Genomic DNA, 24624 nt, shown 5'->3' with positions numbered 1-24624 from the left:
TAGGTCTATAAGATGGGTCGTTAGCTCAGTCGGTAGAGCAGTTGGCTTTTAACCAATTGGTCGAAGGTTCGAATCCTTCACGACCCACCACTTTCTCTACAAGTGGCTAAACAAGTAGGCCAATAAGATGGGCCGTTAGCTCAGTCGCTATTTTAGAGTAGAGTTTTAGAATAGAGATAGGGCAGTTGGCTGTTAACCATTGATGGAGGTTAATTTACATTATCATCACTCAGATGGGTCGTTAGCTCAGTCGGTAGAGCAGTTGGCTTTTAACCAATTGGTCGAAGGTTCGAATCCTTCACGACCCACCACTTTCTCCACAAGTAGCTAAATAGTGAGATTGAACAAAAGTTGTTAGCTCAGTCGATGCAGTTAATGCAAAGAGGCTGTTGTCTTTACTTTTTACTCCATATTGGTCGACGGTTTGAATTCTTCACGACCCACTACTTTATCTGAAAATCAGTATTCCTTAGTTCCGTATCATATCTATCTTCTAAATCAAGATCCTAAATCACTAGTGTTTTCTAAGCGCTATTCTTTAAGTTTATGTTTACCTGTAACTTATTGAAATAATATACTATATTTTCAATTTTCATGTACCTGTGACAAATCCCGTCTACATATTTCGATAAAATACATTCATATCAATTCACCAATAGGCAATAATAGTCATGTGTTTTTTGATGTCACTAGAACGACAATTTTTTAGCTTATGGTCTTTAAGGGCTGGCTTAAGCTTCTACGCAGGAATATGTTTGATTTTGATGGTGCATTTGTCGGTAGCTTAAAACCTGAATTAAATAAAAAGGAGGCCTAAGCCTCCTTTTTATTGCTTAATCGATAAAGGATTATCGATTAGCCATAGATAATTACAGTAAATTGTTCTCGCGCACGTACTGTTCAAATTCAGTGCAGCCGCCGATATGAACCTGATCAACAAAGATCTGCGGCACGGTTTCCACTGGTTTTCCAACGGTTTTTTCAAGATCGGCTTTGCTGATCCCTTCTGCATGAATATCTACATACTTGAATTTAAAATCATCACGAGCTTCAACAAGTTGCTCTGATAACTGAACGGCTCTAACGCAGTATGGACAGCCTGGACGGCCAAAAATTACAACAAACATATAAGCTCCTGAAAAAATAATTCGAGACTTTATACCATAGCTGCGAGTCGATTGCATATTCTGTGTCAGGCAAAGCGTTTTTCGGTGTGAAATCGTCCTTGATAGTCGAAAAATCGCTCCAGTAAGTCCCAGCCATTTTTGCCTTTTTTGAGCAGTAATAGATCTGGTGCTCTGAAGGCGTCTCTGGCAGCAATCACCTGTTCAATAGTGGTGAACTTAGGTGGCTTACAACCAGGAGTACGCGTATGTTGGTGCACAAATATGGCGTAAAAGGCCCTAATTTGCGCGGGAGTGTCGAACTTGAAATCGCAATTAAAGTCATTGCCCTCAATATCGAGGTAACGCACCCTAAGTTTATTGTTGTGCGACTCTAATAGCATCTCTTGGCAGCGAAACAGGTGGTGATGCTTTTGTTGTAACACCTCTTTTAAGCGTTTATCAGGATCCACTAGCATGTGATCGCAGTGTTGGCAGATTTTGGCTGCGATATCGTTCTCTTCGCCGCAGTTAGGACAAGATTTTGACCGAAAACGAAAATCACATTGCACCTTGCCTTGTTCAGTCTCGACTACGGCTTGGCATCGACGACCAAAATGCTCAACTAAATCACCATCATGGTCGACTAAGCCCCAGAAGATATTGGCAAAGTGGCACACAGGGCAATGTATTTGTACAGGGACGCTTTTGCTGTTGGGTTTGACTTGGCCAACCTCAGGAAAAAAGAGGTCGAAACCGTTAGCGGCATAGTCAATCACCAAGCAATCAGTTTTCCCCTCACAAATTCGCAGCCCACGCCCAACCATTTGCTGAAATAAGCTCACCGATGCGGTGGGTCGTAAAATGGCAATGAGATCAACATGGGGGGCGTCAAAGCCTGTGGTAAGCACCGCAACATTAACTAAGTATTTTAACTGCCGCAGTTTGAACTGCTCGATGATCCTATCGCGATCTTGTGCTGTTGTCGCTGCCGTGATGAGCCCCGCGGGTTCATCTGTTAATAATGTCATTATCTCCTCGGCATGCCTAATCGTTGCAGCGAAAATAATGGTGCCTTGCTTGTGTTGTGATAACTGCATTATCTGAGTCACGATAGCTTGAGTCGCTCGCCCTGATACATGGAGTAAGGCATTGACCTCTTTTTCACGGTACTCACCACTGTCGCTGGCTTGGAGCTCGCTAAAGTCATATTGAGCGGATAAACCATCAAACAGTTTTGGGGGGGTTAAAAACCCTTGTTTGATTAACGGCCGCATTGGCAGTTCAAAAATACACTGCTCAAAAGCGGGCTTATCATCATTTCCCATTTTACCGTGATAATGGTGACGATAGATCCAGCCAGAGTCGAGCCGATAGGGGGTCGCGGTTAGGCCTAACAGTTTCAATTGAGCATTTTGTGCTCTCAGGTGGGTTAGCAGCTGCTGATATTGGCTATCTTTATCGGCAGTAACACGGTGACATTCGTCGATGATCACCAGTGAATAGGGCTCATTAAACTGTGCCGGATTTTTTACGGCAGATTGAATACTGGCGACAACGGTCTTATTGGCCGTCGATTTTTGTTTTAATCCGGCCGAGTAGATGCTGGCCTCTTGGGTTAATAGGCCAACTTTCTCGGCATTTTGGGCCACTAACTCTTTAACATGGGTGAGGATAAGAACGCGCCCGCGAGCAATGCGCGCTAGCTCGGCTATTACAATACTCTTGCCAGCACCTGTGGGGAGGACTAATACAGCGGCGTCTTGGCATCGCTTAAAATGGCTCACCGCGGCGTCGACGGCTTGCTGTTGATAATCTCGTAATTTCACGCTGTGCTTATGTCGCTATCGCTGAGGCTTCAAAGCCAACAGGATAGCAATGTGCCAAGGTCGAGTCGACCCGCGACGTTCTATAGCTGATAAAAAAGCCCCTCAAGGAGGGGCTAGTTAGGTCAATCATGACTTAGCGTGAAATGGGCCATAGCTGATAACTAAGCTATGGTTATTAACTGCGATTTAAGCGGCTTTCAATTAAGGTATCGATAACCGCAGGATCGGCCAAGGTGGATGAATCACCTAAATTAGTCACTTCGTTAGCCGCAATTTTACGTAAGAAGCGGCGCATGATCTTACCCGAACGTGTCTTAGGTAAGCCGTCAGCCCATTGAATTAAGTCTGGAGTGGCTAAGGCGCCAATCTCTTTACGAACCCACTGACGTAAGGCTTGGCGTAACTCTTCACTGGGCGCTGAGCCTTTAGTGAGTGTCACATAGGCATAAATCCCTTGGCCTTTAATGTCGTGTGGGTAACCCACAACTGCGGCCTCAGCGACTAACTCATGTGCCACGAGCGCGCTCTCCACTTCTGCAGTGCCCAAACGATGACCCGATACGTTGATCACATCATCGACACGCCCCGTTATCCAGTAGTAGCCATCTTCGTCACGACGGGCACCGTCACCGGTAAAATACATGCCGCGGAACGTTTTAAAATAGGTCAAGGCAAAGCGATCGTGGTCACCATAGACAGTGCGCATCTGTCCTGGCCATGAGTCTAGTATCACTAAGTTACCTTCGACAGCGCCGTCGATAATATTTCCCATGTTATCCACTAGCGCAGGCTGTACGCCGAAAAATGGTCGGGTTGCTGAACCTGGTTTAGTGTCGGTCGCGCCCGGCAGCGGGCTGATCAAGATGCCGCCGGTTTCGGTTTGCCACCAAGTGTCGACAATAGGGCAGCGTTCATGACCAATGACTTCATGGTACCAGCGCCATGCCTCTGGGTTAATCGGTTCACCCACAGATCCCATAATGCGCAATGAGCTGCCATCAAATGCGGCAAACTGCTCTTTACCTTCGGCCATCAAGGCACGAATGAGCGTCGGCGCAGTGTAAAGAATATTGACCTTATGGCGGTCAATCATCTCACCGAGTCGAGCTGGGCTTGGGTAGTTTGGTATCCCCTCATGAATAAGCACAGTAGCGCCGTTAGCTAACGGGCCGTAGACCATATAGGAGTGACCGGTGATCCAGCCCACATCTGCGGTACACCAATAGACTTCACCGTCTTTATAGTCAAATACATACTCGTGTGTCATTGAAGCATATACCATGTAACCACCAGTGGTATGTAACACACCTTTTGGGTTACCAGTAGAGCCAGAGGTATAGAGTAAAAACAGGGGATCTTCAGCGCCCATCTCTTCAGGAAGGCAATGCTCAGACGCCGTTTCCATTACCGATTGCCACTTTATATCTCGGCCTTCCACCCAATTAATATCACTGCCAGTGCGCTCATAGACAATCACTTTTTCGACGCAGGTCACATCAGGATGAGACAGGGCTTCATCTATGTTGGCTTTAAGTGGAATGGCTCGTCCGCCGCGAAGTCCTTCATCGGCGGTGACAATCACTTTGGATTTACCGTCAATGACACGTGACGCGATTGAGTCGGGCGAGAAACCGCCAAATACCACAGAGTGCACCGCTCCGATGCGCGCACAGGCTAGCATGACCACAGCCGCTTCGGGCACCATAGGCATATAAACAGTGACCACATCGCCACGACGCACGCCTTGGCCGCGTAGTGCGTTAGCAAATTTACACACTTCTTTATGAAGTTCGCCATAGGTTAGTTGGCGTTGCTCGGCGGCGTCATCGCCTTCCCAGATGATGGCCACTTTATCGGCATTTTGCGCTAGATGACGGTCAAGGCAGTTGGCTGATGCGTTAAGTGTGCCGTCATAAAACCAGTTAATTGACAGGTTATGATCGTCAAAAGAGGTTTTCTTAATTTTAGTGTATGGCTTTATCCAATCGATACGCTGACCATGCTCTCTCCAAAAACCTTCAGGATTAACTACTGATTCCTGATACATTTTTTTATATTGTTCTTCGTTAATGTTGGCGTGGTTAGCGATTTCGCTTGGAACTTTATAGAGAGACTGGTTGCTCATCTGACTTCCTTTAGTATCTTATTGTGCGTGGGCAAAGTATGGATTGCTTCGGCACTTTCACTCCATTAGACCTTGGTCTAGTAAAAAAATATCCTTTAATTTTAATCTGTTGTGATTATATTCTCGCCATAATTACGCTAGTATTTGCTGCAGAATAATTAAAAGAACTGGAAAATCGATGAATCTGACCCTAATTGTCGGTGTTATCGCCATTTTATACGTGTCATTGCTGTTTTTATTGGCTTGGGCGGCAGAGCGTTGGTTTGGTCGTATCACCAAAAAAATGCAGAACTGGATTTACGGCCTCAGCCTAGGGGTCTATTGCTCGTCATGGAGTTTTTTGGGCACTGTGGGCCAGGCCGCGCAAGATATGTGGTCTTTCCTGCCTATTTTTTTAGGGCCAATTTTGGTGTTTACCTTAGGCTTTGGCCTATTGCGTAAGATGGTGATTGTCTCCAAGGCGCAAAATATTACCTCAGTGGCCGATTTTATTGCCGCCCGTTATGGCAAGTCGCAAACCATTGCCGCTATCGTCACCCTGATTGCCTTGTTCGGCATCATGCCCTATATCGCGCTGCAGTTAAAAGCGATGGTGTTTAGCTTAAACCTGTTCCAACCTGAAGATGCACTTTATGATGGCGCCGGGGTGTCGTTAATTGTCACCGTGCTGTTGGCCATTTTTGCCATTTTATTTGGCACCCGTAAGCTGGACGCTACCGAACATAACCCAGGGCTCATGGTGGCAATTGCCTTTGAGTCGCTGGTTAAACTTGGCGCCTTCTTATTAGTGGGGGTGGTGATTAGCTTCGGTTTTTTTGATGGTTTTACCGATATTTGGCAACAAGCTAAGACCGCCGATTTGATCTATCATCCTAACCTGCGTATCGAGCAGATGATGCCGCAACTCGTGGTTGGCATGGCGGCTTTTTTATGTATGCCGCGCCAATTTCACGTGATGATGGTCGAATGTGCCGATGAAAAAACCTTGCTCAAAGCGCGGTGGTTGTTTCCATTATATTTAGTGTTATTTGGCCTGTTTGTCGGGCCGTTGGCGTTGGCTGGCAAGTTAGTGTTGGGCGACAGTGTCTCTGCCGATACTTATGTGATTAATTTACCACTGGTGCTCGAGCAACCGATTGTCGCAGTCATTGCTCTATTAGGCACCTTATCGGCGGCTACTGGTATGTTGATTGTCGCTGTGGTGACCATCAGCGTGATGGTGAGTAACGAATGGCTCGTGCCGCTATTATTACGTTCGGGTAAAATTCGACAAAAAAACTTCAGTCAATTTTCTCAGTTTTTACTCAATGCACGGCGTATCGCCATTATCTTTATTTTATTGCTCGGTTATTGTAGTTACTTAGCCTTGATGGACAGTGACTCATTATCGGCACTTGGGATGTTGTCCTTTGGCGCCTTTGCTCAGCTCGGCCCTGCGCTTATTGGGGGGATGTATTGGAAGCACGGTAATCGCAGTGGGGTTTACTTGGGCTTAATCGTCGGCTTTGGCTTGTGGTGCTATATTTTGTTGCAAGGTATGGGTGGGGTTGATGGGGTCTTTAGTGGTGACTTTGCCCTGCTCGAATCGATCAATCCTAATGACCGCGATGTGCTGACCGCCTTGCTGGCAAACTTAGCGTGTTATGTGCTTGGATCTATCTGGTTTAGAGCTGGCGTCGCGGAGCGTATTCAAGCCAGTGCATTTGTGACTCCCGGTCAACTTAAAAATAGTACGGGGCGCAAAGCTTCTCCTATCTCACAGCAAGATTTGTTGATTTTGGCTAGTCGCTTTGTCAGTCCCACTCGCGCGTATGAGAGTTTTTCGCGTTTTTCTGAAACGGCGGTGCGCAGTGACAGTTGGCATAAGGTTGCCTCTCCCGAGTTGATTGCCCACACCGAACATATGTTGGCGGGCGTCTTGGGTGGCTCGAGTGCATCGTTGGTGATGGATTCGGTACTGCAAGGGCGCGACTTGGCCCTCGATGAGGTGTTTAGTCTCGTCGATGATGCCTCGTCAAAAATCATTTTAAGCCAAGATATGTTACGCGGGGCCATCGAACATGCCTATGAAGGGATGAGCGTGGTTGATAAAGAGCTTAATTTGGTGGCATGGAACTACAAATATGCCGAGTTGTATGATTACCCTGCAGACTTTTTACAGCAGGGCATGCCAATCGCCGATGTGGTGCGCTTTAATGCCGAGCGAGGTTTTTGCGGCGAGGGCGATATTGAGTCGCAAGTGGCCAAACGGGTACAACATATGCGCAATGGGACAGCGCATGTGTCTGAGCGTGAGCGTAAAGACGGTAAAGTCATTAAAATTCAGGGCAACCCAATGCCCAGCGGCGGCTTTGTGATGACTTTTACCGATATTACCCAATATCGAGCGCAGGCCAAGGCGCTGCAAGAGGTAAACGAAACGCTCGAAGCACGGGTCAACGAGCGAACCTACGAGTTGGCAATGCTTAATAGCCAGTTGCTCGAGGCTAAGGCGCAAGAGGAAAACGCCAATGCATCGAAAAGCCGCTTTTTGGCGGCGGTGGGTCATGATCTCATGCAGCCATTAAACGCGGCGCGCCTGTTTACCGCTTCGCTGGCTCAGTATCCTAATTTGGATCATGAGGGGCGCACCACACTGTCCCATGTTAATAGCTCGCTTAAAATAGCGGGTGAGTTGCTTACCGATCTACTGGATATTTCCAAGTTGGATTCGGGCATGGTGGATGTCAAGTTACGCGATTTTTCTGTGTCTGAATTACTCGAAGGATTGGCGGTGGAGTTTGACGCCATGGCCAAAGATTATTCGATACAGTTTGCCATGGTCCCCAGTAGTGCCATCATTCATTCTGATTTGAGCCTGTTACGCCGTGTATTACAAAACTTTTTAACCAATGCTTACCGTTATGCTAAGGGGAATCGCGTGTTGTTTGGTTGTCGTCACCGGCCCGGCGGACTCGAGATACAAGTGATCGATACCGGTTGTGGTATTGATGACAATGAGCTGAGTGAAATTTTTAAAGAATTTAAACGACTCGATAATCCTCAGAGCAACAGCGTCAGTGGCTTAGGTTTGGGTCTCGCGATTGCCGATAGAATTGCGCGAGTGCTCGAACATGATATCAAGGTGGTATCTACATTGGGCCAAGGCTCGATGTTTTCGATAACCGTGCCGTTAGGTGATGCCACCCATGTGGCTGCCCCTAAACGTTCTAATTTGATCATGCAGCCATTGGCAGGAGTAAAAGTACTGTGTATCGACAACGAAGAGGCGATTTTAGCTGGGCTGGAAAGTTTACTGAGTCGTTGGCAATGTGAAGTCATTTGCGCCAGCGATCTGGCCGATGCCCGTATTAAGCTAGGCCTTAAGGGGGTGGCTCCGGATATCGTCTTAGCGGATTATCACTTAGATAACGACCAAAATGGGGTCGATGCCATGGATGGGATCCGTGCTTTATATGGTGAGCACTTGCCGGGGATTTTGATCACCGCCAATACTCGCAAAGAGATAGTCGACGACGTGCAGCTGCGTGGCTATCACTACATGGCAAAGATGATAAAACCCGCAGCGCTGCGAGCGCTGATCTCGAGTTTAGTCAAATAGCTGACTGGTATTATTTGTTTGGTACCAAGTTCGTTATGAAAAATAGGAGCCTCGTTTGAATCACGTAATATGTGATGGCAAGTCCATCATCCCTAGTAAGATTGTTTGTGTGGGTCGTAATTATGCCGAGCATATTGCCGAACTTAATAATGAGGTTCCCGAGCAGATGGTGTTATTTGTTAAACCTAATTCGGCGATATCCTCGGTGCTGAGAAGTTATCATCAAGAACCGCTGCACTATGAAGCTGAACTCTGCTTTATGGTGGCAGGTGGCGGTTTTTCCGCCGTGGGGCTGGGGCTTGATCTCACTAAAAGGCAATTGCAAAGTGAGTTAAAAGCAAAAGGCTTACCTTGGGAGCGTGCCAAGGGATTCGATGGCTCGGCGCTATTTAGTGAGTTCGTGAGTATTGCCCCAAATAGCCAACAACTTACCTTTAGCCTGCATGTGGATGGGACACTGCGTCAACAAGGTGATATTGGTTTGATGCTGCATAAACCCGATATCATCTATCGAGAAATAAGCGAGTTTATGACGCTTAATGATGGCGATATTGTGATGACAGGTACGCCCAAAGGTGTTGGGGTGATTAACGCTGAAGAGGTGTTCACGCTACAACTGCAATCTGAAGGCTGTACCCGTATTGAGTGTCGTTGGCAGGCTCAATAACCTTTTTTGATTCTGTCTTAGCTTGATGATTTTATAACTCTTATCTTAAATAACGCATCTCATTTTAACGATGCGTTTGATTCATTTCTTTGTTGTTGACCCGTGTTTGAACTTCTATATACTCAAATAACACACACCTTTGTAAAAAATATAAAACAAAGCTTTAACCGAGCAACTTAGGGAGCCTTCATGTCATTAGCGCGCTGTAATTCCTACTATAACGCCACCATAAACCAAGAAACCGATTATCAATCATTACAAGGCGAACTCGATGTTGATGTCGTCATTATTGGTGGCGGTTTTACTGGCGTTGCCACCGCAGTTGAGTTGTCGGAGCAAGGCTACAAAGTCGCCATTGTTGAGGCAAATAAAATCGGTTGGGGCGCAACCGGGCGTAATGGTGGCCAGGTCACTGGCAGCTTATCTGGCGACGCGGCGATGACGAAGCAGCTGCGCAATCAAATTGGCAGTGAAGCGGAGGATTTTGTGTGGAACCTGCGCTGGCGTGGTCACGAGATCATTAAAAACCGGGTAGCTAAATATGGTATCGATTGTGATTTGAAGTTTGGTCATCTGCATACCGCCTATAAGCCCGCCCACATGAGCGAGATGCAGGCGACCTTTGATGAAGGTGTGTGCCGCGGCATGGGCGATGAGCTTAAACTGTTATCAAAAGCCGATATTCCCGAGTACCTCGACACGCCGCTGTATCATGGGGGGGTACTTAATAAGCGCAATATGCATCTGCATTCGGTCAATCTGTGTATTGGTGAGGCGAGAGCGGCCGAGGCTAATGGTGCACTGATCTTTGAGCACTCAGCTGTGTTGGATATTATTGACGGCGATCGGCCCGTGGTGAAAACGGCACAGGGGCAAATTACAGCCAATAGCGTGGTCTTGGCGGGTAATGCTTATCATAAATTGGCGCGTAAAAAATTAAGTGGCTTGTTGTTTCCTGCCTCCCTAGGTAACTGCGCCACGATTAAGCTTGATCCCGCACTTGCTAAGCAACTCAACCCTCACGACTTAGCCGTGTATGACAGCCGTTTTGTACTCGATTACTACCGCATGACCGCCGATAACCGCTTAATGTTTGGTGGTGGTACCAATTATTCTGGTCGCGATTCAAAAGATGTGGCGGCAGAGCTTCGCCCGGCGCTTGAGCGCACCTTCCCGCAGCTTAAGGGGGTTGAAATTGAGTTTGATTGGACCGGTATGGCGGGTATTGTGGTCAACCGCATTCCCCAGCTAGGTAAAGTGTCTAACAATGTATTTTACTGCCAAGGTTATTCTGGTCATGGCGTGGCGACCTCGCACATCATGGGCGAGATCATGGCTGCTGCTGTGATTGGTCAACACAAAGAGTTTGATCTATTTGCCAATATGAAACAGATCCGTTTACCCGTCGGCGAGTGGTTGGGTAATCAAGGTATGGCAATCGGCATGCTGTACTATCGCATGATGGAGAATTTCCGCTAACTCAGTGCGAATTTCACTCTTTAGAATGTTGCTTCATCGCTCTGTGGGTAAAGCATATTATGGTTTAGGTGTACATTAACCTAATAGGTCATAACATGCTTACCCCATGACGCTTGTAAAGCTTCTTGCATAAGGTGTCGTGTTAAAAACGATTACATGTGATAAATAAGATTAATATTAATACTATCACCTTCAAAATTAACACCGTCAAAAGTAAAACTGTCATCGAATAATCTTAACCACTCAATTTGCAGTTCTAATGGTGAGCCATTATTAATGCCCATACCTACACCAAACTGTAAGACACTTTCTGTTTGTGAGGCATCAGCAATGGCGCCTTTGACACTGCCATAGCCCACGAGTCCATATATATTAAAGTGCTCATGTACCGGTAACATTCCTTTTGCTAATAGGCTTAAACTGTTTTCGACTTCAACGCTAACGCCCATAAATTCATAGTCATCAATATTGGCGTAGCCTCTAAATTCAACGCCAAAATTACGATGAAATTGATAGCCCACGATCCCGCCTAGTAATCCATTGTCGAACGAGTCTGAACCGACACCGACTACATCAACATTGGTATCGATATAGGCATACCCTAAACCAATATAACCACGTTGAATGTAATCGTCGTTAGCGTGAGCTGTTAAGCAGATGAGAGAAAGCAGTAGTGTTTTATATCCATTATGTATATTCATTTTTCCATCCTAGAAAATGTTTAAACTCAAATACTAGCTTTGTTCAATTATGATGAAGCTCCAATTGATATTCGTTTAATGTGAAATATGTCACATGGTTGGCGTGGGAAATTCGGCTCCTATAGATTCGACTTGTATGAGTTCATTGTGTTGATCTGTCATAAATCATTAAATACCAATCAACTTGTAGCCATTACATCAAGCCATCTCAATCGTGATGGCTTGATTCGCTTATATCATCAATTGCTGCTGGTGGTTGTGATGATAGGGATATTGAGTAATGTAGCATCGAAACCACAAGCGTTGGATAATGTCACTGTGAGGTATCCTGTGGCATCCATTTTTTCCCCCTGGATGATTACGCCGTATGTTTGGCCACCTAAAGCCGATGTATTAGGCCAAATAAAGCTATTTTGGCTAACGAATTCACCAATGGTGCTAGTGAACTTGACTATGGTGCCAGCAGGCATTTGATTACCTAAACTGTTCGTAATATTTAGTGTGATCTGCCCAGACTTATCATCGACTATATCCAGTGTTTGATTGCCATCATCGTTGCCATCGCTGTCGGTAATGGTAAGGTTATTATATTGAGCTACATCTGTAGACATAATGATGACGACTTCATCTCTGATGTTGATAGATTTTGATGTGTTTACGCCATCTGCGCAGCCTATATGGGGTGGAAGCGCGCATAATACACCGTTATAAACGCCATCGCGTTTGGTATGTTCGCCATCATTGTTTAAGTCAAATAACTCCTCTAACGCATCGGGATCATATTTACCATTTTCGTTATAGTCGGTGAAAGCCTCATCCATGTCGAAGATGCGATTATCAATCCCAGTTGTCCAATAGGCATTAAATTCAGCAAGATCAAAGCGGCCATTACCATTGGTATCGGCGAAAGACTCTTCACCTATGGCTGTAGCGGTAATGGTTGAGCGGCCGTCACTGGGGATAGGATTTAAGTGCCTCCACTCGACGCTGCATTGTCCATCAACCGTAAAGCAAGTACCGTCGATAGCCCCTCCTTCCGTGGTGAATATCACTGCCGTACCATCGGCGGGAAAATTATTGAAAGCATCGGCCAATGCTGCTGTGATTTCGACACTTTCACAGGTGCCTGGGTTAAAGGTATTAGGCCGTAGGGTAAAACTATTTTGATCCGGTATCCCTGTAGAAATCACAAGTTTGCTAGATTGTGTGATAAGTTCACTATTATCTATTTCGCTATCCGCCTGTGCAAGCACCCTTACCGATGTGGCGACTGAGCCTGAGTTAACGACAGTTTTGACGAATCCCTTTGCATCACTAACGGCTTCGTCATTACTTAAAAAAAGATTACCCATTTCGGTATTTAACCTGAAACGCACCGACTTGTTAGCGACAGGTTTACCTGTTATATCGAATACCTGAAAAGTCACAGTTGATGTTTCTTGCCCACCAGTGGTTTTAATGGCGATTAATTCGGGTTGTGCATCAATAAAGCGGATACTTCCTGCTGCTGCGGGTTGAATCATGACCGTTGCCGAGGCCGTCAGAACTTGACTGCCTGTATTAACTACCACATTGATCTTATCTTGGCCTGAGCAGCCATTTGCGGTATAGGTACTGCTAGCCTGTCCATTAACCAGTGTCACTGGGGAGTCTAACTGTGCTAATGGTGTCGATGCGTTGCTACAATTTGATGTGAATAATACTTCAGCGGGTTCGTTAAAAGGTTGTCCATCTTCATTTAGCACCATGACTGATACATTGGTAGTCCCTCCTGCTGAAAGGGTATTAGTGCCTAATGCTGCAATTCCAGCTTGTAGTGGATCGCCGCTGCCCATGGTGAGGTTGGTGGCGCCGATAACGATAATCGCCGTGTCTTCTTCGCCACTAACAAGCGATGCCGTTACTGTACCTGCGCCAAGCTCAGTCCCTGAAAATATATCAACGCTGGCTTGATACATATCATTGGTGACTGCCGTTTTAATAGGAATTTCGCCGATGGTACTATTAAATGTCACAATAACGGGCTCGTTAATGCCATTTATTGTCGCGATTAATCTTGCTGAAGAAACAGAGGTTATTGACGATAGTGGCTTACCGGTGGCATCAACGATAGTTAGGGTTACTTCATATTCCGACTGAGGATCCGTTACTGTGTCATTGTTACCTGCGAGTAAATCACACGGTACATTGTTAGGGCAAACTGGGGTTGCATTATCATCACCGCCACCACAAGCTATGAGCAGCATGGTACATACCAGTGCAATAAGTATTTTGTGTAGTGTGGGCATATTAATCTCCATATCAAGGTAAGTACATCCAAGTGAGCCACTATTATGTATAGGTGATACTCAGCAATTTTTCATGAAGAGTGAAAAATATATCTTTTATTTCAGGAATTGCTAACGCACTTCATGGCTGGTTTTTTTACTTGATAGGTGACGATAGGTCATTTAGGCAATAATAAGACATACCAATTTGATAAAAGGTGAATAACCCTGCCGCTTTCAGTTTCTGGCTTGGAGATGAAGAGTCTCCTTAATGGTGAGAGGTGTGATTTATTAGCGCATGATGGAGTTTTCGCCAATGGACACATGAACTTGCTGGTGGAATATTTTTTAGCGAGCGAGTGGTAGTACAAGTTTAACGGTAAGGATTTAATGGTGATCTTGAATGCAAATATCCTTTTATTGTGTGTTAGCTCAACTATTTCAAAATCTTAGTGAACTAATACCCTTAATTGAATGCCTTATTTAGCAAATGAAATCCAGAATTAAAAAAATGAAAAAATCAGCGTTACTCTCTCTATTAATGTTTACGGGATTTACCCATGCTGACATTACCCCGCTACCAGAGTTAAATGAGATCAAAGATTATCAGCAGCTCAACCCTAAGATCTTAACCGCTGGTTTACCGACAGAAACACAATTTAATACTTTGAGTAAAGCTGGTGTACAGTTGGTGATTAATTTGATGCCTAATGAACAAAAGGATGCTCACGCGAATGAAGCCAAATTGGTTACCGATGCGGGTATGGAATATGTCTACATTCCTGTCGATTGGATGAACCCCAAGGTTGAGACGGTAGAGGCTTTCTTCGAGGTGATGGATAAGCACCGTGATAAAGAGATCATTATCCACTGTATGGCTAATTATCGAGCATCTGCTTTTGCCTATCTGGATCAGTTACGTATTGGTAATAAGGTCTCTATGGAGGACACTATGGTGGAATGGGGCGATCTGCAGCAAAGTTTGCAAAAGCATACTCAATGGGCAGAACTAATCGAACAGGTGAAAGCTAAGTACAGTCTCTAACTCTTACTGCTTCTTCTATGTACTTATCTTAAGTGCAGTGACTAAGGACCAATTGTCTGTTCTCAGTTTAACTAGAAATATCTATGCCCAATCACTCAGGTTATTGGGCATACTAGTTCAGTGATGTGTATCTTTAATCCGTGTGACAATTAAGACACTCATACTAAGCTCAAACATGCGATTTATGGGTTAATGTAGACAACGCATAAACCAAGATATAGCACATCATCTGCTTCGCTTTGAGCGCATGAGCTATTCATAGAACAGTGAAAAACAAAATAAAATAAAACAAACACCCACCCCCCAAAATTCTAACAAGGCGCTCTGTCAGGGGAGTTGTTCTGCCAAAAAATCTACCATTAACCGCACCTTAGGCGAAAGATGACGGTTTTGCGGGTAGAGCGCCCACACACCTTCGTTGGGTTCTTGGTAGGCGGTTAACAGTGGTATTAAGGTGCCAGCCTCGAGATCTTGGCTAATGTAATAGTTGGGCAGTTGTGCTATGCCTATTCCCTTAAGCGCAGCATCACGCAGGCCGTGACCTGTGTTGCATCGCAACCGGCCATTAATCTTTACCTGTCTCTCTCGGCCTTGGTCGATAAAGCGCCAGTAATCATAGTTGCCGATTAAACAGTTGTGCTGACTCAACTCCGACAGGCTATGGGGTTCGCCATAGCGTTTTAGGTAAGCGGGGGAGGCGCAAACAAAGTTTTTTCGCTGACTGATACGTTTGGCCATTAAGCTTGAGTCGGCTAGCTTGCCGATACGAATGGCTAAATCTATCCCCGCATCGATTAAGTTAACCTGGCGATTGGTCAGTTCGACATCCATCTCGACACTGGGGTAGTTGAGCATAAAGTCATTGACGATAGGCAGAATATATTTTTCACCGTAAGCAACTGGAGCGGTCAGTTTAAGGCAACCTTGAGGCGTACCTTTTAAGCTGCTTAGTGCACGTTCGGCTTCATCTAAAGCGTCGAGTACCTGTCGGCAATGTTGATAGTAGAGCATCCCTTCTTCGGTGAGTGACACTTTACGGGTGGTGCGGTAGAGCAATTTGGTGTCGAGTCTGTGTTCGATGGCGCTGATCTGCCTGCTGACTTGGGCGGTAGAGATCCCTAGGCGCTTAGCTGCGGCGGTAAAGCTTTCAGTTTCGGCCACGGCGACAAATTCGCTGACCCCTTCCCAAGGTTGCATTATTACTATCTCGTAAAAATCATTTGTTGATTTGCTAGATTATCATTGCTCAAGAAATAAATACAATGGTTGCCATTGTAAGGCCAGTCATAAACTGGTTCGATTGTCATACCCGTTGCGAAGAAAGCAACTAAATTGTATGTGGCGCATCCACATCATCCAAGGGAGTTATTACTATGTCAGATAAGTTTATTAAGTCGAAAGCGGCCATCGCTTGGGGACCGGGTCAACCTTTGTCAGTTGAAGAGGTGGATGTGATGTTACCTAAGGCGGGTGAAGTCTTAGTTAAGATTGTGGCGACTGGCGTGTGTCATACCGATGCATTTACGCTATCGGGGGATGATCCTGAAGGGGTATTTCCGGCGATTTTAGGCCATGAAGGTGGCGGCATCGTTGAGATGGTTGGCGAAGGTGTCACCAGCGTTAAAGTGGGCGACCATGTTATTCCGCTTTATACCCCAGAGTGTGGTGAGTGTAAGTTTTGTAAGTCGGGCAAAACCAACCTGTGTCAAAAAATCCGAGAAACTCAAGGTAAAGGCTTAATGCCAGATGGCACCACGCGTTTTTATAAAGATGGCGAGCCTATTTTCCATTATATGGGGTGCTCTACTTTCTCTGAATATACCGTATTACCAGAGATCTCATTGGCTAAAGTGAACCCTGAAGCGCCGCTCGAAGAGGTGTGTTTACTCGGCTGTGGTGTGACAACCGGTATGGGGGCAGTGCTTAACACTGCCAAAGTAGAGCCGGGTGCGAGCGTGGCGATTTTTGGTATTGGTGGCATAGGTTTGTCGGCGATTATCGGCGCAACCATGGCTGGCGCTTCACGTATTATCGCTATCGATATTAATGACAGTAAGTTTGAGTTGGCACGTCAACTGGGCGCGACAGATTGCATTAATCCTAAAGAATATGACAAGCCTATCCAAGAGGTAATTGTTGAGCTAACCGATGGCGGCGTTGATTACTCCTTTGAGTGTATCGGTAATGTCGATGTGATGCGCTCAGCGTTAGAGTGTTGTCATAAAGGCTGGGGCGAATCTGTCATTATTGGCGTTGCTGGTGCAGGGCAAGAGATTTCGACTCGCCCGTTCCAATTAGTGACCGGCCGTGTATGGCGTGGCAGCGCGTTTGGCGGTGTAAAAGGGCGCTCTGAACTACCAGAAATCGTTGAAAAATACCTCCGTGGCGAGTTCAAGTTAAGTGACTTTATTACTCACACCATGCCACTTGAAGAGATTAACAATGCCTTTGATTTGATGCATGAAGGTAAGAGTATCCGCTCTGTGGTGCATTTCGATAAATAGTGGCAAAGCATAAACGGATTAGCAAAAACTAACTAGCATCAATCTACTGTGTAGCGCAGGTGAGCGCTTTTGCCTGCGCTACACAGGGTGAGGATAAATGATGACCATAGAAAATATTAGCAGTAATAAGAGTTTTGAGGGTTGGCATAAACAGTATCAACATCAATCCTCTAGCCTTAATTGTGCGATGCGTTTTGCGATTTACTTGCCGCCTCAGGCCAGCGAACAAAAAGTGCCAGTACTTTATTGGCTATCAGGCTTGACCTGCACTGATGAAAACTTCATGCAAAAGGCAGGCGCAATGCGCATGGCAGCAGAGCTTGGGGTGGCGATTGTCGCGCCAGATACCAGCCCTCGGGGCGTTGGGGTTGCCGATGCTGCCGATGGCAGTTATGACTTAGGCCTAGGGGCAGGGTTTTACCTTAATGCCACGCAAGCGCCGTGGAAGTCGCATTATCATATGTATGATTATGTGGTTAATGAATTACCTGAGTTAATCGAGCAGCATTTTCCAGTTAATACCAAACGCGCGATTGCGGGTCACTCAATGGGCGGGCATGGTGCGTTAACGATTGGTTTGCGTAACCCTGAGCGTTATCAGTCAATTTCAGCATTTAGTCCGATAGTGAATCCCATTAATTGTCCATGGGGACAAAAGGCTTTTGAGCACTATTTGGGGAAAAATCGCGATGAGTGGTTGCAGTATGATGCGTGTGAACTGCTTAAAAATACCAAGGCAAAGTTACCGATTCTGGTTGATCAAGGGACTAGCGACAGCTTCCTCGATGAGCAATTAAAACCGCAGGCGCTAATCGATGTGGCCAGTGCTCAGCAGTATCCGTTAACTTTGCGCATGCAAGCAGGTTATGATCATAGCTATTACTTCATCGCGAGCTTTATTGAGGCGCACTTGAAGTTTCATTTTAAGCATTTGACGGCCTAATCTGTGCGGTTTAAGCCTATCACCATGGCGCTTGAACCTAAGTTATTTGCTTAAGGTTTTTACACGACAGTTTGCAAGCCTATCGAGTCGATAAGCAACTAAGCCGAACATCTGTTCGGCTTAGTTGTTGAATTGGCATAGTGCCATTAGCCAAGAACTATTAGCTAGCCAAGAACCATGAATCGAGTCGCCACTATTTCACAGGGCGGCTATTAAGCTCAGATTGAGAGTGAGAACAGCGATTTAGGGCAGTGCTGCTTGATATTGATGGTAAACCAAGGGTCAACATCAGCGCTCGTTTCTCTGCAGTTTTCTTACACTATATCTCGACGCGATCCATCTCCAGCTGTTGCAACGAAATCACCGCTTGGGTGCGATTTCTGACCCCGAGTTTTCTGAAAATAGCGGTGGCATGCGCTTTAATGGTCGCTTCAGACACCCCTAAATCATAGGCAATTTGCTTATTTAACAGCCCTTCGGCAAACATCTGCAATACCTTATATTGCTGCGGTGTTAAGTCGGCCAGTTTGGCAGCCATTTGATCGGTTGCATCTTCATTAATTTGCTGTAGCTCAATATTGTCTGGCAGCCAGATATCACCATACAACACTGTAGTGAGGGCTTCAGCGAGGGTTTCCATGGAGGCTGATTTAGGGATAAAGCCCGCACTTCCGTAATGCACTGCGCGGCTAATCGTCATGGCATCTTCATGGGCTGAAATCACCGCGACGGGCAGCTCTGGGAAGTGAGTGCGCAGATGGATCAGGGTGGAGTAACCATGGGAGCCAGGCATTTGTAAGTCCAGCAGTACAATGTCGTAGGCTCTAGTACTCGTTTCTAATAGCTGTTGTAAGGCGTCAGCACTGTCGGCTTCAAACCAATTGGTTTGCGTAAAGGCGCCACTCAATGCTTGTCGCAAGGCATTACGAAATAGAGGGTGATCATCGGCGATGATAATGTTCAAATTTTCTAGCTTCATTGCTTTTTGATTATCTTTGTTGCATTTGAAGGTGAATTCAATGTAACAGATAACCTGCGTATTATTCTATGGATTTTATGCTGAAGATGTTGGTTTTTTGTTTAATTATTCTATTTATTAGACTTTTGTCTAGTATGATGTGGCAGTATTAATGCCAAAATAGGGGCAAAATATGATAGAGGTGCTAATTATTTACACCTCTATAGGCTATTATCGTTTAAGTGTGCGGCGGCCAAACTTGGGTAGGTTTTCTATCATCATCGACCGCAACGAACGTAAATACGCCACGAATCGCGTGCTCACGCAAATCTTGATACATATCTTCGACAAAAATATTCACTTCCACCTTTAATGAGGTGTTACCCACATGGATCACCTTGGCAATGATTTCGGCTAAGGTACCAGCGGGGATCGCTTTATTAAAGTCGATTCTGTCAGAGCTGACCGTGACCAGAGGTTTACGGCAAAAACGCGTCGCCGCGATAAATGCAGTTTCATCCATCCACGCCAACGCTTCGCCACCAAACAGGGTGTTGTGGTGGTTGGTGATTGACGGAAAAATCGCTTTGATGACACGGGCTTCAGATTGTTCAATTCGAGCTAACATCGCCTCAGAATAAGGCGATTGAGTGTGAGTTAGGGGCATACGGCAACCTTGAGGTTATGCAGAAAAAATCCACTGTCACGTAATCGAGTTACGCGGCGAGTGGTTGTTGGTGTTTAAGTTCATCCAGTGAAGGTAAAAAAGGCTTCATGCTTGAAGCCTTTATCGGGGTAAAACTGGGGCATTATTGTTAAGACGTGGAGGGGTTAGGCACTTGCCAACTTGTTCATCCGTGCACGTGCCGCTTTTGCTAAGTCACGTAGTAACTGCTCGGAGTCTTGCCAGTTAAGGCAGGCATCTGTAATGCTTTTGCCATAACACAGTGGTTGATCTGGGATCACTTTTTGGCTGCCTTCTTCAATAAAGCTTTCAGCCATAATGCCCGCAATGGCGGTAGAGCCTTGCTCTAGTTGCGAAATAATATCTTTAGCAACAACCAATTGTTGTAAATGTTGTTTTTGACTATTGCCGTGGCTGAAGTCAATCACCATGCGGTGTGATAACCCAACACTCGCCAGTTGTTTGGCTGCGGCATTGACGTCTTCGGCATGGTAGTTTGGTTGCTTACCACCGCGTAAAATAATGTGTCCAAATGGATTACCGCTAGTACGGTATACCGCCATGGCGCCATCTTTATCGGGCGAGTAGAAGATATGCGGCTCTTTTGCGGCGCGCACTGCGTCGATCGCGATATTGATGTTACCGTCTGTACCGTTTTTAAAGCCAACAGGGCAAGAGAGTGCCGAGGCCATCTCACGGTGAATTTGGCTTTCGGTGGTGCGAGCACCCACAGCGCCCCAAGTGATAAGGTCAGCTATGTATTGGCCGTTAACCATGTCTAAAAATTCGGTGGCGATAGGCAATTTAAGTTCGGTGATCTGTTGTAGCAGATGACGCGCAAGGCGTAGGCCTTTATTGGCGTTAAAGCTACCGTCGAGATCGGGGTCTGAAATCAGTCCTTTCCAACCGACGGTGGTGCGCGGCTTTTCAAAATAAACGCGCATCAGGATGCAGAGATCATCTTTTAATTCTTGATGCATCACGGCGAGACGCTTAGCGTAGTCAATAGCGGCATCAGTATCGTGAATAGAGCAAGGGCCGATGATCACTAGCAGTCGCTGATCTTCTCCGGTGAGAATCGCTTCGACTTCACGTCGTTGTTGTACAAGGTAGTCGGCAGCGTCTTGAGTCAGCGGATATTCAGATGCGAGTTTAGCAGGTGAAATGGCTTTACATAATAATGTGGTGCGTAGTTCGTCTGTTTTAGTGGTCATTCAATATACCGAGCGTTTGTCTTGGCATTTCGCCTTATTGTCTCGGATTATAACTAATAGTTGCAGGCTGCACAGTGCCTAAATCATGAAAATATTCGCTAATTGTCGGCAAGTGTGCAGTGCAATTGATAAAATCGCCCATTTCTACTGGATAAAATCCAGCTTGATGGTGCTTATTTAAAACATATGTCGTTCCAGTCCGGTGAGCTCTAAGATCTTAGTCGCAATCTCTTCAACCGAATGATTGGTGGTGTTAACAAAGGGGATGCGCTCACGTTTGTACATCATCTCTACCTCTTTTACTTCGATACGGCATTGCCTTAATGAGGAGTAACGACTGTTTTCCATCCGGCTTTGGCGGATCTCATGTAAACGCACCGGATCTATGGTTAGACCAAATAGTTTGTGCTTATTCTTTTTGAGGATCTCTGGCAGCTTTAGGTTATCCATATCATCTTCGATAAACGGGTAGTTAGCCGCCTTGATACCAAACTGCATCGACAGGTAAAGGCTACTGGGGGTTTTGCCGCAGCGCGATACACCTAACAACACAATGTCGGCTTTGTCGATATGTTTTAGGGTTTGGCCGTCATCGTTTTCCATGGCGAAATTAATGGCGTCGATGCGAGCTTCATAACTGTGGTTGGCTTTACCGTGAGTACGATGTAGCACAGGACTTGCCTTGATGCCCAATTGTTCTTCGAGTGGGGCGACGAAGGTATTCAAAAAATCATAATCGATACATTCGCTACTGTAGATGATGTCACGAATTTCAGCTTTGACGATAGAATGGAACACAAGTGGTCGTTCGCCTGTTGTAATAAAACAATCATTTATTTGCTTCTTAACCGCCTGTGCTTTTTGAATGGTCTCCACAAACGGAATTGTAAGTGCTTCAAACTCCACTGGAAATTGCGACAAAACCGCATGGCCAAACACTTCGGCTGTGATCGCCGTCCCATCTGATATATAAAAGACTTTACGTGACATTTTGACCTCTTGTAGTAATTAAATTACAAATAAAATTATACATTTACGCTGCTTGCTGTGGAGTGTAAACTGCCGCTGCCCTCGTGTGAAAGGGCCACACTGAAATAAACTTGCGGAGATAGAACTGTGCAGCAATATGTACTCTGGTATCAAGAATTAGGCATGGGTGATGTCAACAAGGTTGGCGGTAAAAACGCCTCACTTGGAGAGATGATCAGCAATCTAGCAAATGCAGGTGTTCAAGTGCCTGGTGGCTTTGCGACCACCTCTTTTGCGTTCAATGAATTTCTTGAACAAAGCGGACTTAACCAGAAGATATACGACACTCTAGATTCTCTAGATGTAGATGACGTGAATGCACTCGCTACAGCCGGTGCACAGATCAGACAGTGGGTTATCGACACCCCATTCCATAGCGAATTTGAGCAGGTTGTACGTGAATCGTACGACAAGCTTTCCTCAGAAACCAAAGACGCGTCTTTCGCCGTTCGCTCTTCAGCGACAGCCGAAGATATGCCAGATGCTTCATTTGCCGGCCAGCAAGAGACTTTCCTTAATGTTAAGGGATATGAATCAGTACTGGTAGCGATTAAGCACGTTTTTGCTTCACTGTTTAACGACCGAGCTATCTCATACCGTGTACATCAAGGTTACGATCATAAAGGCGTAGCACTTTCAGCCGGTGTACAGCGTATGGTTCGCTCCGATACTGCTGCATCAGGTGTGATGTTTACCATGGATACCGAGTCGGGTAACAATGATGTGGTATTTATTACATCATCATTTGGCCTAGGTGAAATGGTCGTACAAGGTGCGGTGAACCCAGATGAGTTTTACGTACACAAGCCAAGTTTAACTGCCGGTCACAAGGCGGTTGTTCGTCGTAATATCGGCAGCAAGCTTATTCAGATGGTTTACTCTGATGACTTAAGTCACGGTAAACAAGTTAAGATTGAAGATGTGGCTGCTGATAAGCGTCGTCAATTCTCTATCAATGACGAAGAAGTGATGGAACTTGCTAAGCAAGCCATGGTCATCGAGCAGCACTACGGTCGTCCAATGGATATCGAGTGGGCAAAAGATGGTAACGACGGCAAACTTTATATCGTTCAGGCACGCCCAGAAACCGTGCGTTCACGCGAAGATGTGCAGCTCATCGAGCGCTATCACCTTAAAACCCAGGGTGATGTGATTGGTGAAGGTCGTGCCATTGGCCATAAGATTGGTAATGGTATTGCTAAGGTACTGTCTTCTATTGAAGATATGGACCAAATCCAAGAAGGCGACGTGTTGGTTACCGACATGACAGACCCAGATTGGGAACCTATCATGAAGCGCGCAAGTGCTATCGTTACTAACCGTGGTGGCCGTACTTGCCATGCGGCGATTATCGCCCGTGAACTTGGCGTTCCTGCGGTTGTGGGTTGTGGCGACATCACCGACAAGATTAAGCATGGTCAAGAGGTTACAGTCTCTTGTGCTGAAGGCGATACCGGCTTTATTTATCAAGGTATTCAAGACTTCGAAGTGATGTCATCACGCGTCGATTCTATGCCTGAACTGCCAATGAAGATCATGATGAACGTGGGTAACCCTGATAGAGCATTCGACTTTGCTCGTTTGCCTAATGAAGGTGTGGGTCTTGCGCGTCTTGAGTTTATCATCAACCGTATGATTGGTATTCACCCGAAAGCCTTGCTTGAGTTCAACGACCAAAGTGCTGAGCTGCAACAAGAGATCCACGAGATGATCGCAGGTTATGAATCACCTGTTGAATATTATGTGGCACGTCTGGTTGAAGGTATTGCGACTATTGCATCGGCTTTCCATCCTAAGAAAGTGATTGTACGTATGTCAGACTTTAAGTCTAACGAGTACGCAAACTTAGTCGGCGGTGACCGTTACGAGCCAGAAGAAGAGAACCCAATGTTGGGCTTCCGTGGTGCAAGCCGTTATATTTCTGAAGCGTTCCGTGACTGTTTCGCCCTCGAGTGTGAAGCTATTAAGCGTGTGCGCGGTGAGATGGGTCTGACAAACGTTGAGATCATGATCCCATTCGTACGTACCCTTGAAGAAGCGGCACAAGTGATTGAGCTACTGAAAGAGCAAGGCCTTGAGCGCGGTAAAGATGGTCTACGTGTCATCATGATGTGTGAGTTACCTTCTAATGCCTTGTTGGCCGATCAGTTCCTTGAGTACTTCGATGGTTTCTCTATTGGCTCAAACGATTTAACTCAGCTAACCCTAGGTCTTGACCGAGATTCAGGCATCATCAGTCATCTGTTTGATGAGCGTAATCCAGCGGTTAAAGTCTTACTGGCTATGGCAATTAAGTCGGCTAAAGCCAAAGGCGCTTATGTGGGGATTTGTGGTCAAGGACCATCAGATCACGCAGACTTTGCTGCATGGTTAGTTGAGCAGGGCATAGATACTGTATCACTAAACCCAGATACCGTTATCGACACTTGGTTATACCTAGGTGAAGCTCACGGTTAATTATTCTTAAAATAGAA

At 45.8% G+C, this 24624-nt stretch carries 17 protein-coding genes and 2 tRNA genes; 9 read left to right on the top strand and 10 right to left on the bottom strand.

The window, feature by feature from the left end:
* Window positions 1–14 precede the first annotated feature (14 nt).
* Together DVO77_RS15820 and DVO77_RS15815 are read left to right on the top strand one after the other, a co-directional pair.
* Window positions 15–90 (top strand) — tRNA-Lys (locus DVO77_RS15820).
* Between the two features lie 145 nt (window positions 91–235).
* A tRNA-Lys gene (locus tag DVO77_RS15815) sits at window positions 236–311 on the top strand.
* 558 nt (window positions 312–869) lie between these two features.
* Here DVO77_RS15815 and DVO77_RS15810 read toward each other — a convergent pair.
* From DVO77_RS15810 to acs, 3 genes are all read right to left on the bottom strand, one after another.
* A complete protein-coding gene (locus DVO77_RS15810) occupies window positions 870–1127 on the bottom strand; it encodes a GrxA family glutaredoxin (protein WP_110456204.1) in 258 nt (85 codons plus the stop codon).
* A gap of 65 nt (window positions 1128–1192) precedes the next feature.
* Window positions 1193–2932: a DNA repair helicase RadD gene (radD, locus tag DVO77_RS15805; RefSeq protein WP_119978981.1), complete on the bottom strand. Its 1740-nt coding sequence runs from the start codon at window positions 2930–2932 to the stop codon at window positions 1193–1195.
* A 175-nt stretch (window positions 2933–3107) separates the two neighbouring features.
* Window positions 3108–5057: an acetate--CoA ligase gene (gene acs / locus DVO77_RS15800; RefSeq protein WP_119978980.1), complete on the bottom strand. Its 1950-nt coding sequence runs from the start codon at window positions 5055–5057 to the stop codon at window positions 3108–3110.
* Between the two features lie 178 nt (window positions 5058–5235).
* Between acs and DVO77_RS15795 the strand changes: the two genes are divergently transcribed.
* From DVO77_RS15795 to DVO77_RS15785, 3 genes are all read left to right on the top strand, one after another.
* Complete coding sequence (locus DVO77_RS15795; RefSeq protein WP_119978979.1) at window positions 5236–8658, top strand: hybrid sensor histidine kinase/response regulator; 3423 nt, start codon at window positions 5236–5238, stop codon at window positions 8656–8658.
* Between the two features lie 55 nt (window positions 8659–8713).
* Complete coding sequence (locus tag DVO77_RS15790; RefSeq protein WP_119978978.1) at window positions 8714–9325, top strand: fumarylacetoacetate hydrolase family protein; 612 nt, start codon at window positions 8714–8716, stop codon at window positions 9323–9325.
* A 189-nt stretch (window positions 9326–9514) separates the two neighbouring features.
* Window positions 9515–10804: an NAD(P)/FAD-dependent oxidoreductase gene (locus DVO77_RS15785; protein ID WP_119978977.1), complete on the top strand. Its 1290-nt coding sequence runs from the start codon at window positions 9515–9517 to the stop codon at window positions 10802–10804.
* Between the two features lie 152 nt (window positions 10805–10956).
* Here the strand turns inward: DVO77_RS15785 and DVO77_RS15780 are convergent, their stop codons facing one another.
* Window positions 10957–11505, bottom strand: coding sequence for an outer membrane beta-barrel protein (locus DVO77_RS15780; RefSeq protein WP_119978976.1), 549 nt, complete (start codon window positions 11503–11505; stop codon window positions 10957–10959).
* A 239-nt stretch (window positions 11506–11744) separates the two neighbouring features.
* Window positions 11745–13793, bottom strand: coding sequence for an Ig-like domain-containing protein (locus tag DVO77_RS15775; protein ID WP_119978975.1), 2049 nt, complete (start codon window positions 13791–13793; stop codon window positions 11745–11747).
* Window positions 13794–14283: 490 nt separating this feature from the next.
* Between DVO77_RS15775 and DVO77_RS15770 the strand changes: the two genes are divergently transcribed.
* Window positions 14284–14817, top strand: coding sequence for a protein tyrosine phosphatase family protein (locus tag DVO77_RS15770; protein WP_119978974.1), 534 nt, complete (start codon window positions 14284–14286; stop codon window positions 14815–14817).
* A 327-nt stretch (window positions 14818–15144) separates the two neighbouring features.
* Here the strand turns inward: DVO77_RS15770 and DVO77_RS15765 are convergent, their stop codons facing one another.
* A complete protein-coding gene (locus tag DVO77_RS15765) occupies window positions 15145–16014 on the bottom strand; it encodes a LysR family transcriptional regulator (RefSeq protein ID WP_119978973.1) in 870 nt (289 codons plus the stop codon).
* A 176-nt stretch (window positions 16015–16190) separates the two neighbouring features.
* On the opposite strand from DVO77_RS15765, the gene DVO77_RS15760 reads away from it, so the two are divergent.
* Complete coding sequence (locus DVO77_RS15760) at window positions 16191–17321, top strand: S-(hydroxymethyl)glutathione dehydrogenase/class III alcohol dehydrogenase (RefSeq protein WP_110456194.1); 1131 nt, start codon at window positions 16191–16193, stop codon at window positions 17319–17321.
* 100 nt (window positions 17322–17421) lie between these two features.
* Window positions 17422–18264 (top strand): S-formylglutathione hydrolase, encoded by an 843-nt coding sequence (fghA, locus tag DVO77_RS15755; protein WP_119978972.1) that lies wholly within the window; start codon window positions 17422–17424, stop codon window positions 18262–18264.
* Between the two features lie 319 nt (window positions 18265–18583).
* Here the strand turns inward: fghA and DVO77_RS15750 are convergent, their stop codons facing one another.
* From DVO77_RS15750 to ppsR, 4 genes are all read right to left on the bottom strand, one after another.
* Complete coding sequence (locus DVO77_RS15750) at window positions 18584–19243, bottom strand: response regulator transcription factor (protein WP_110456192.1); 660 nt, start codon at window positions 19241–19243, stop codon at window positions 18584–18586.
* A 217-nt stretch (window positions 19244–19460) separates the two neighbouring features.
* Complete coding sequence (locus tag DVO77_RS15745; RefSeq protein ID WP_110456191.1) at window positions 19461–19889, bottom strand: acyl-CoA thioesterase; 429 nt, start codon at window positions 19887–19889, stop codon at window positions 19461–19463.
* 164 nt (window positions 19890–20053) lie between these two features.
* Entirely contained in the window at window positions 20054–21121 is a 1068-nt protein-coding gene (locus DVO77_RS15740) for a 3-deoxy-7-phosphoheptulonate synthase (protein WP_119978971.1), read from the bottom strand.
* Window positions 21122–21298: 177 nt separating this feature from the next.
* Window positions 21299–22111 carry a posphoenolpyruvate synthetase regulatory kinase/phosphorylase PpsR gene (gene ppsR, locus DVO77_RS15735; RefSeq protein ID WP_119978970.1) on the bottom strand — a complete coding sequence of 271 codons (813 nt, stop codon included), beginning with the start codon at window positions 22109–22111 and terminating at the stop codon, window positions 21299–21301.
* A 126-nt stretch (window positions 22112–22237) separates the two neighbouring features.
* On the opposite strand from ppsR, the gene ppsA reads away from it, so the two are divergent.
* Window positions 22238–24607 (top strand): phosphoenolpyruvate synthase, encoded by a 2370-nt coding sequence (gene ppsA / locus DVO77_RS15730; protein WP_119978969.1) that lies wholly within the window; start codon window positions 22238–22240, stop codon window positions 24605–24607.
* The last annotated feature ends 17 nt before the right edge of the window (window positions 24608–24624 follow it).

This window comes from Shewanella algidipiscicola (assembly GCF_003605125.1).
Classification (GTDB): domain Bacteria; phylum Pseudomonadota; class Gammaproteobacteria; order Enterobacterales; family Shewanellaceae; genus Shewanella; species Shewanella algidipiscicola.
Note: the sequence above shows the minus strand (reverse complement) of the source record. Positions and strands in the feature narration are given on the sequence as shown.

Coding starts and splice junctions, on each gene's coding strand:
- DVO77_RS15740 (WP_119978971.1), bottom strand. CDS start 21,121: ATGACCACTAAAACAGACGAACTACGCACCACATTATTATGTAAAGCC.
- DVO77_RS15745 (WP_110456191.1), bottom strand. CDS start 19,889: ATGCCCCTAACTCACACTCAATCGCCTTATTCTGAGGCGATGTTAGCT.
- fghA (WP_119978972.1), top strand. CDS start 17,422: ATGACCATAGAAAATATTAGCAGTAATAAGAGTTTTGAGGGTTGGCAT.
- DVO77_RS15770 (WP_119978974.1), top strand. CDS start 14,284: ATGAAAAAATCAGCGTTACTCTCTCTATTAATGTTTACGGGATTTACC.
- DVO77_RS15750 (WP_110456192.1), bottom strand. CDS start 19,243: ATGAAGCTAGAAAATTTGAACATTATCATCGCCGATGATCACCCTCTA.
- DVO77_RS15795 (WP_119978979.1), top strand. CDS start 5,236: ATGAATCTGACCCTAATTGTCGGTGTTATCGCCATTTTATACGTGTCA.
- ppsR (WP_119978970.1), bottom strand. CDS start 22,111: ATGTCACGTAAAGTCTTTTATATATCAGATGGGACGGCGATCACAGCC.
- DVO77_RS15780 (WP_119978976.1), bottom strand. CDS start 11,505: ATGAATATACATAATGGATATAAAACACTACTGCTTTCTCTCATCTGC.
- acs (WP_119978980.1), bottom strand. CDS start 5,057: ATGAGCAACCAGTCTCTCTATAAAGTTCCAAGCGAAATCGCTAACCAC.
- DVO77_RS15775 (WP_119978975.1), bottom strand. CDS start 13,793: ATGCCCACACTACACAAAATACTTATTGCACTGGTATGTACCATGCTG.
- DVO77_RS15785 (WP_119978977.1), top strand. CDS start 9,515: ATGTCATTAGCGCGCTGTAATTCCTACTATAACGCCACCATAAACCAA.
- DVO77_RS15760 (WP_110456194.1), top strand. CDS start 16,191: ATGTCAGATAAGTTTATTAAGTCGAAAGCGGCCATCGCTTGGGGACCG.
- DVO77_RS15765 (WP_119978973.1), bottom strand. CDS start 16,014: ATGCAACCTTGGGAAGGGGTCAGCGAATTTGTCGCCGTGGCCGAAACT.
- DVO77_RS15810 (WP_110456204.1), bottom strand. CDS start 1,127: ATGTTTGTTGTAATTTTTGGCCGTCCAGGCTGTCCATACTGCGTTAGA.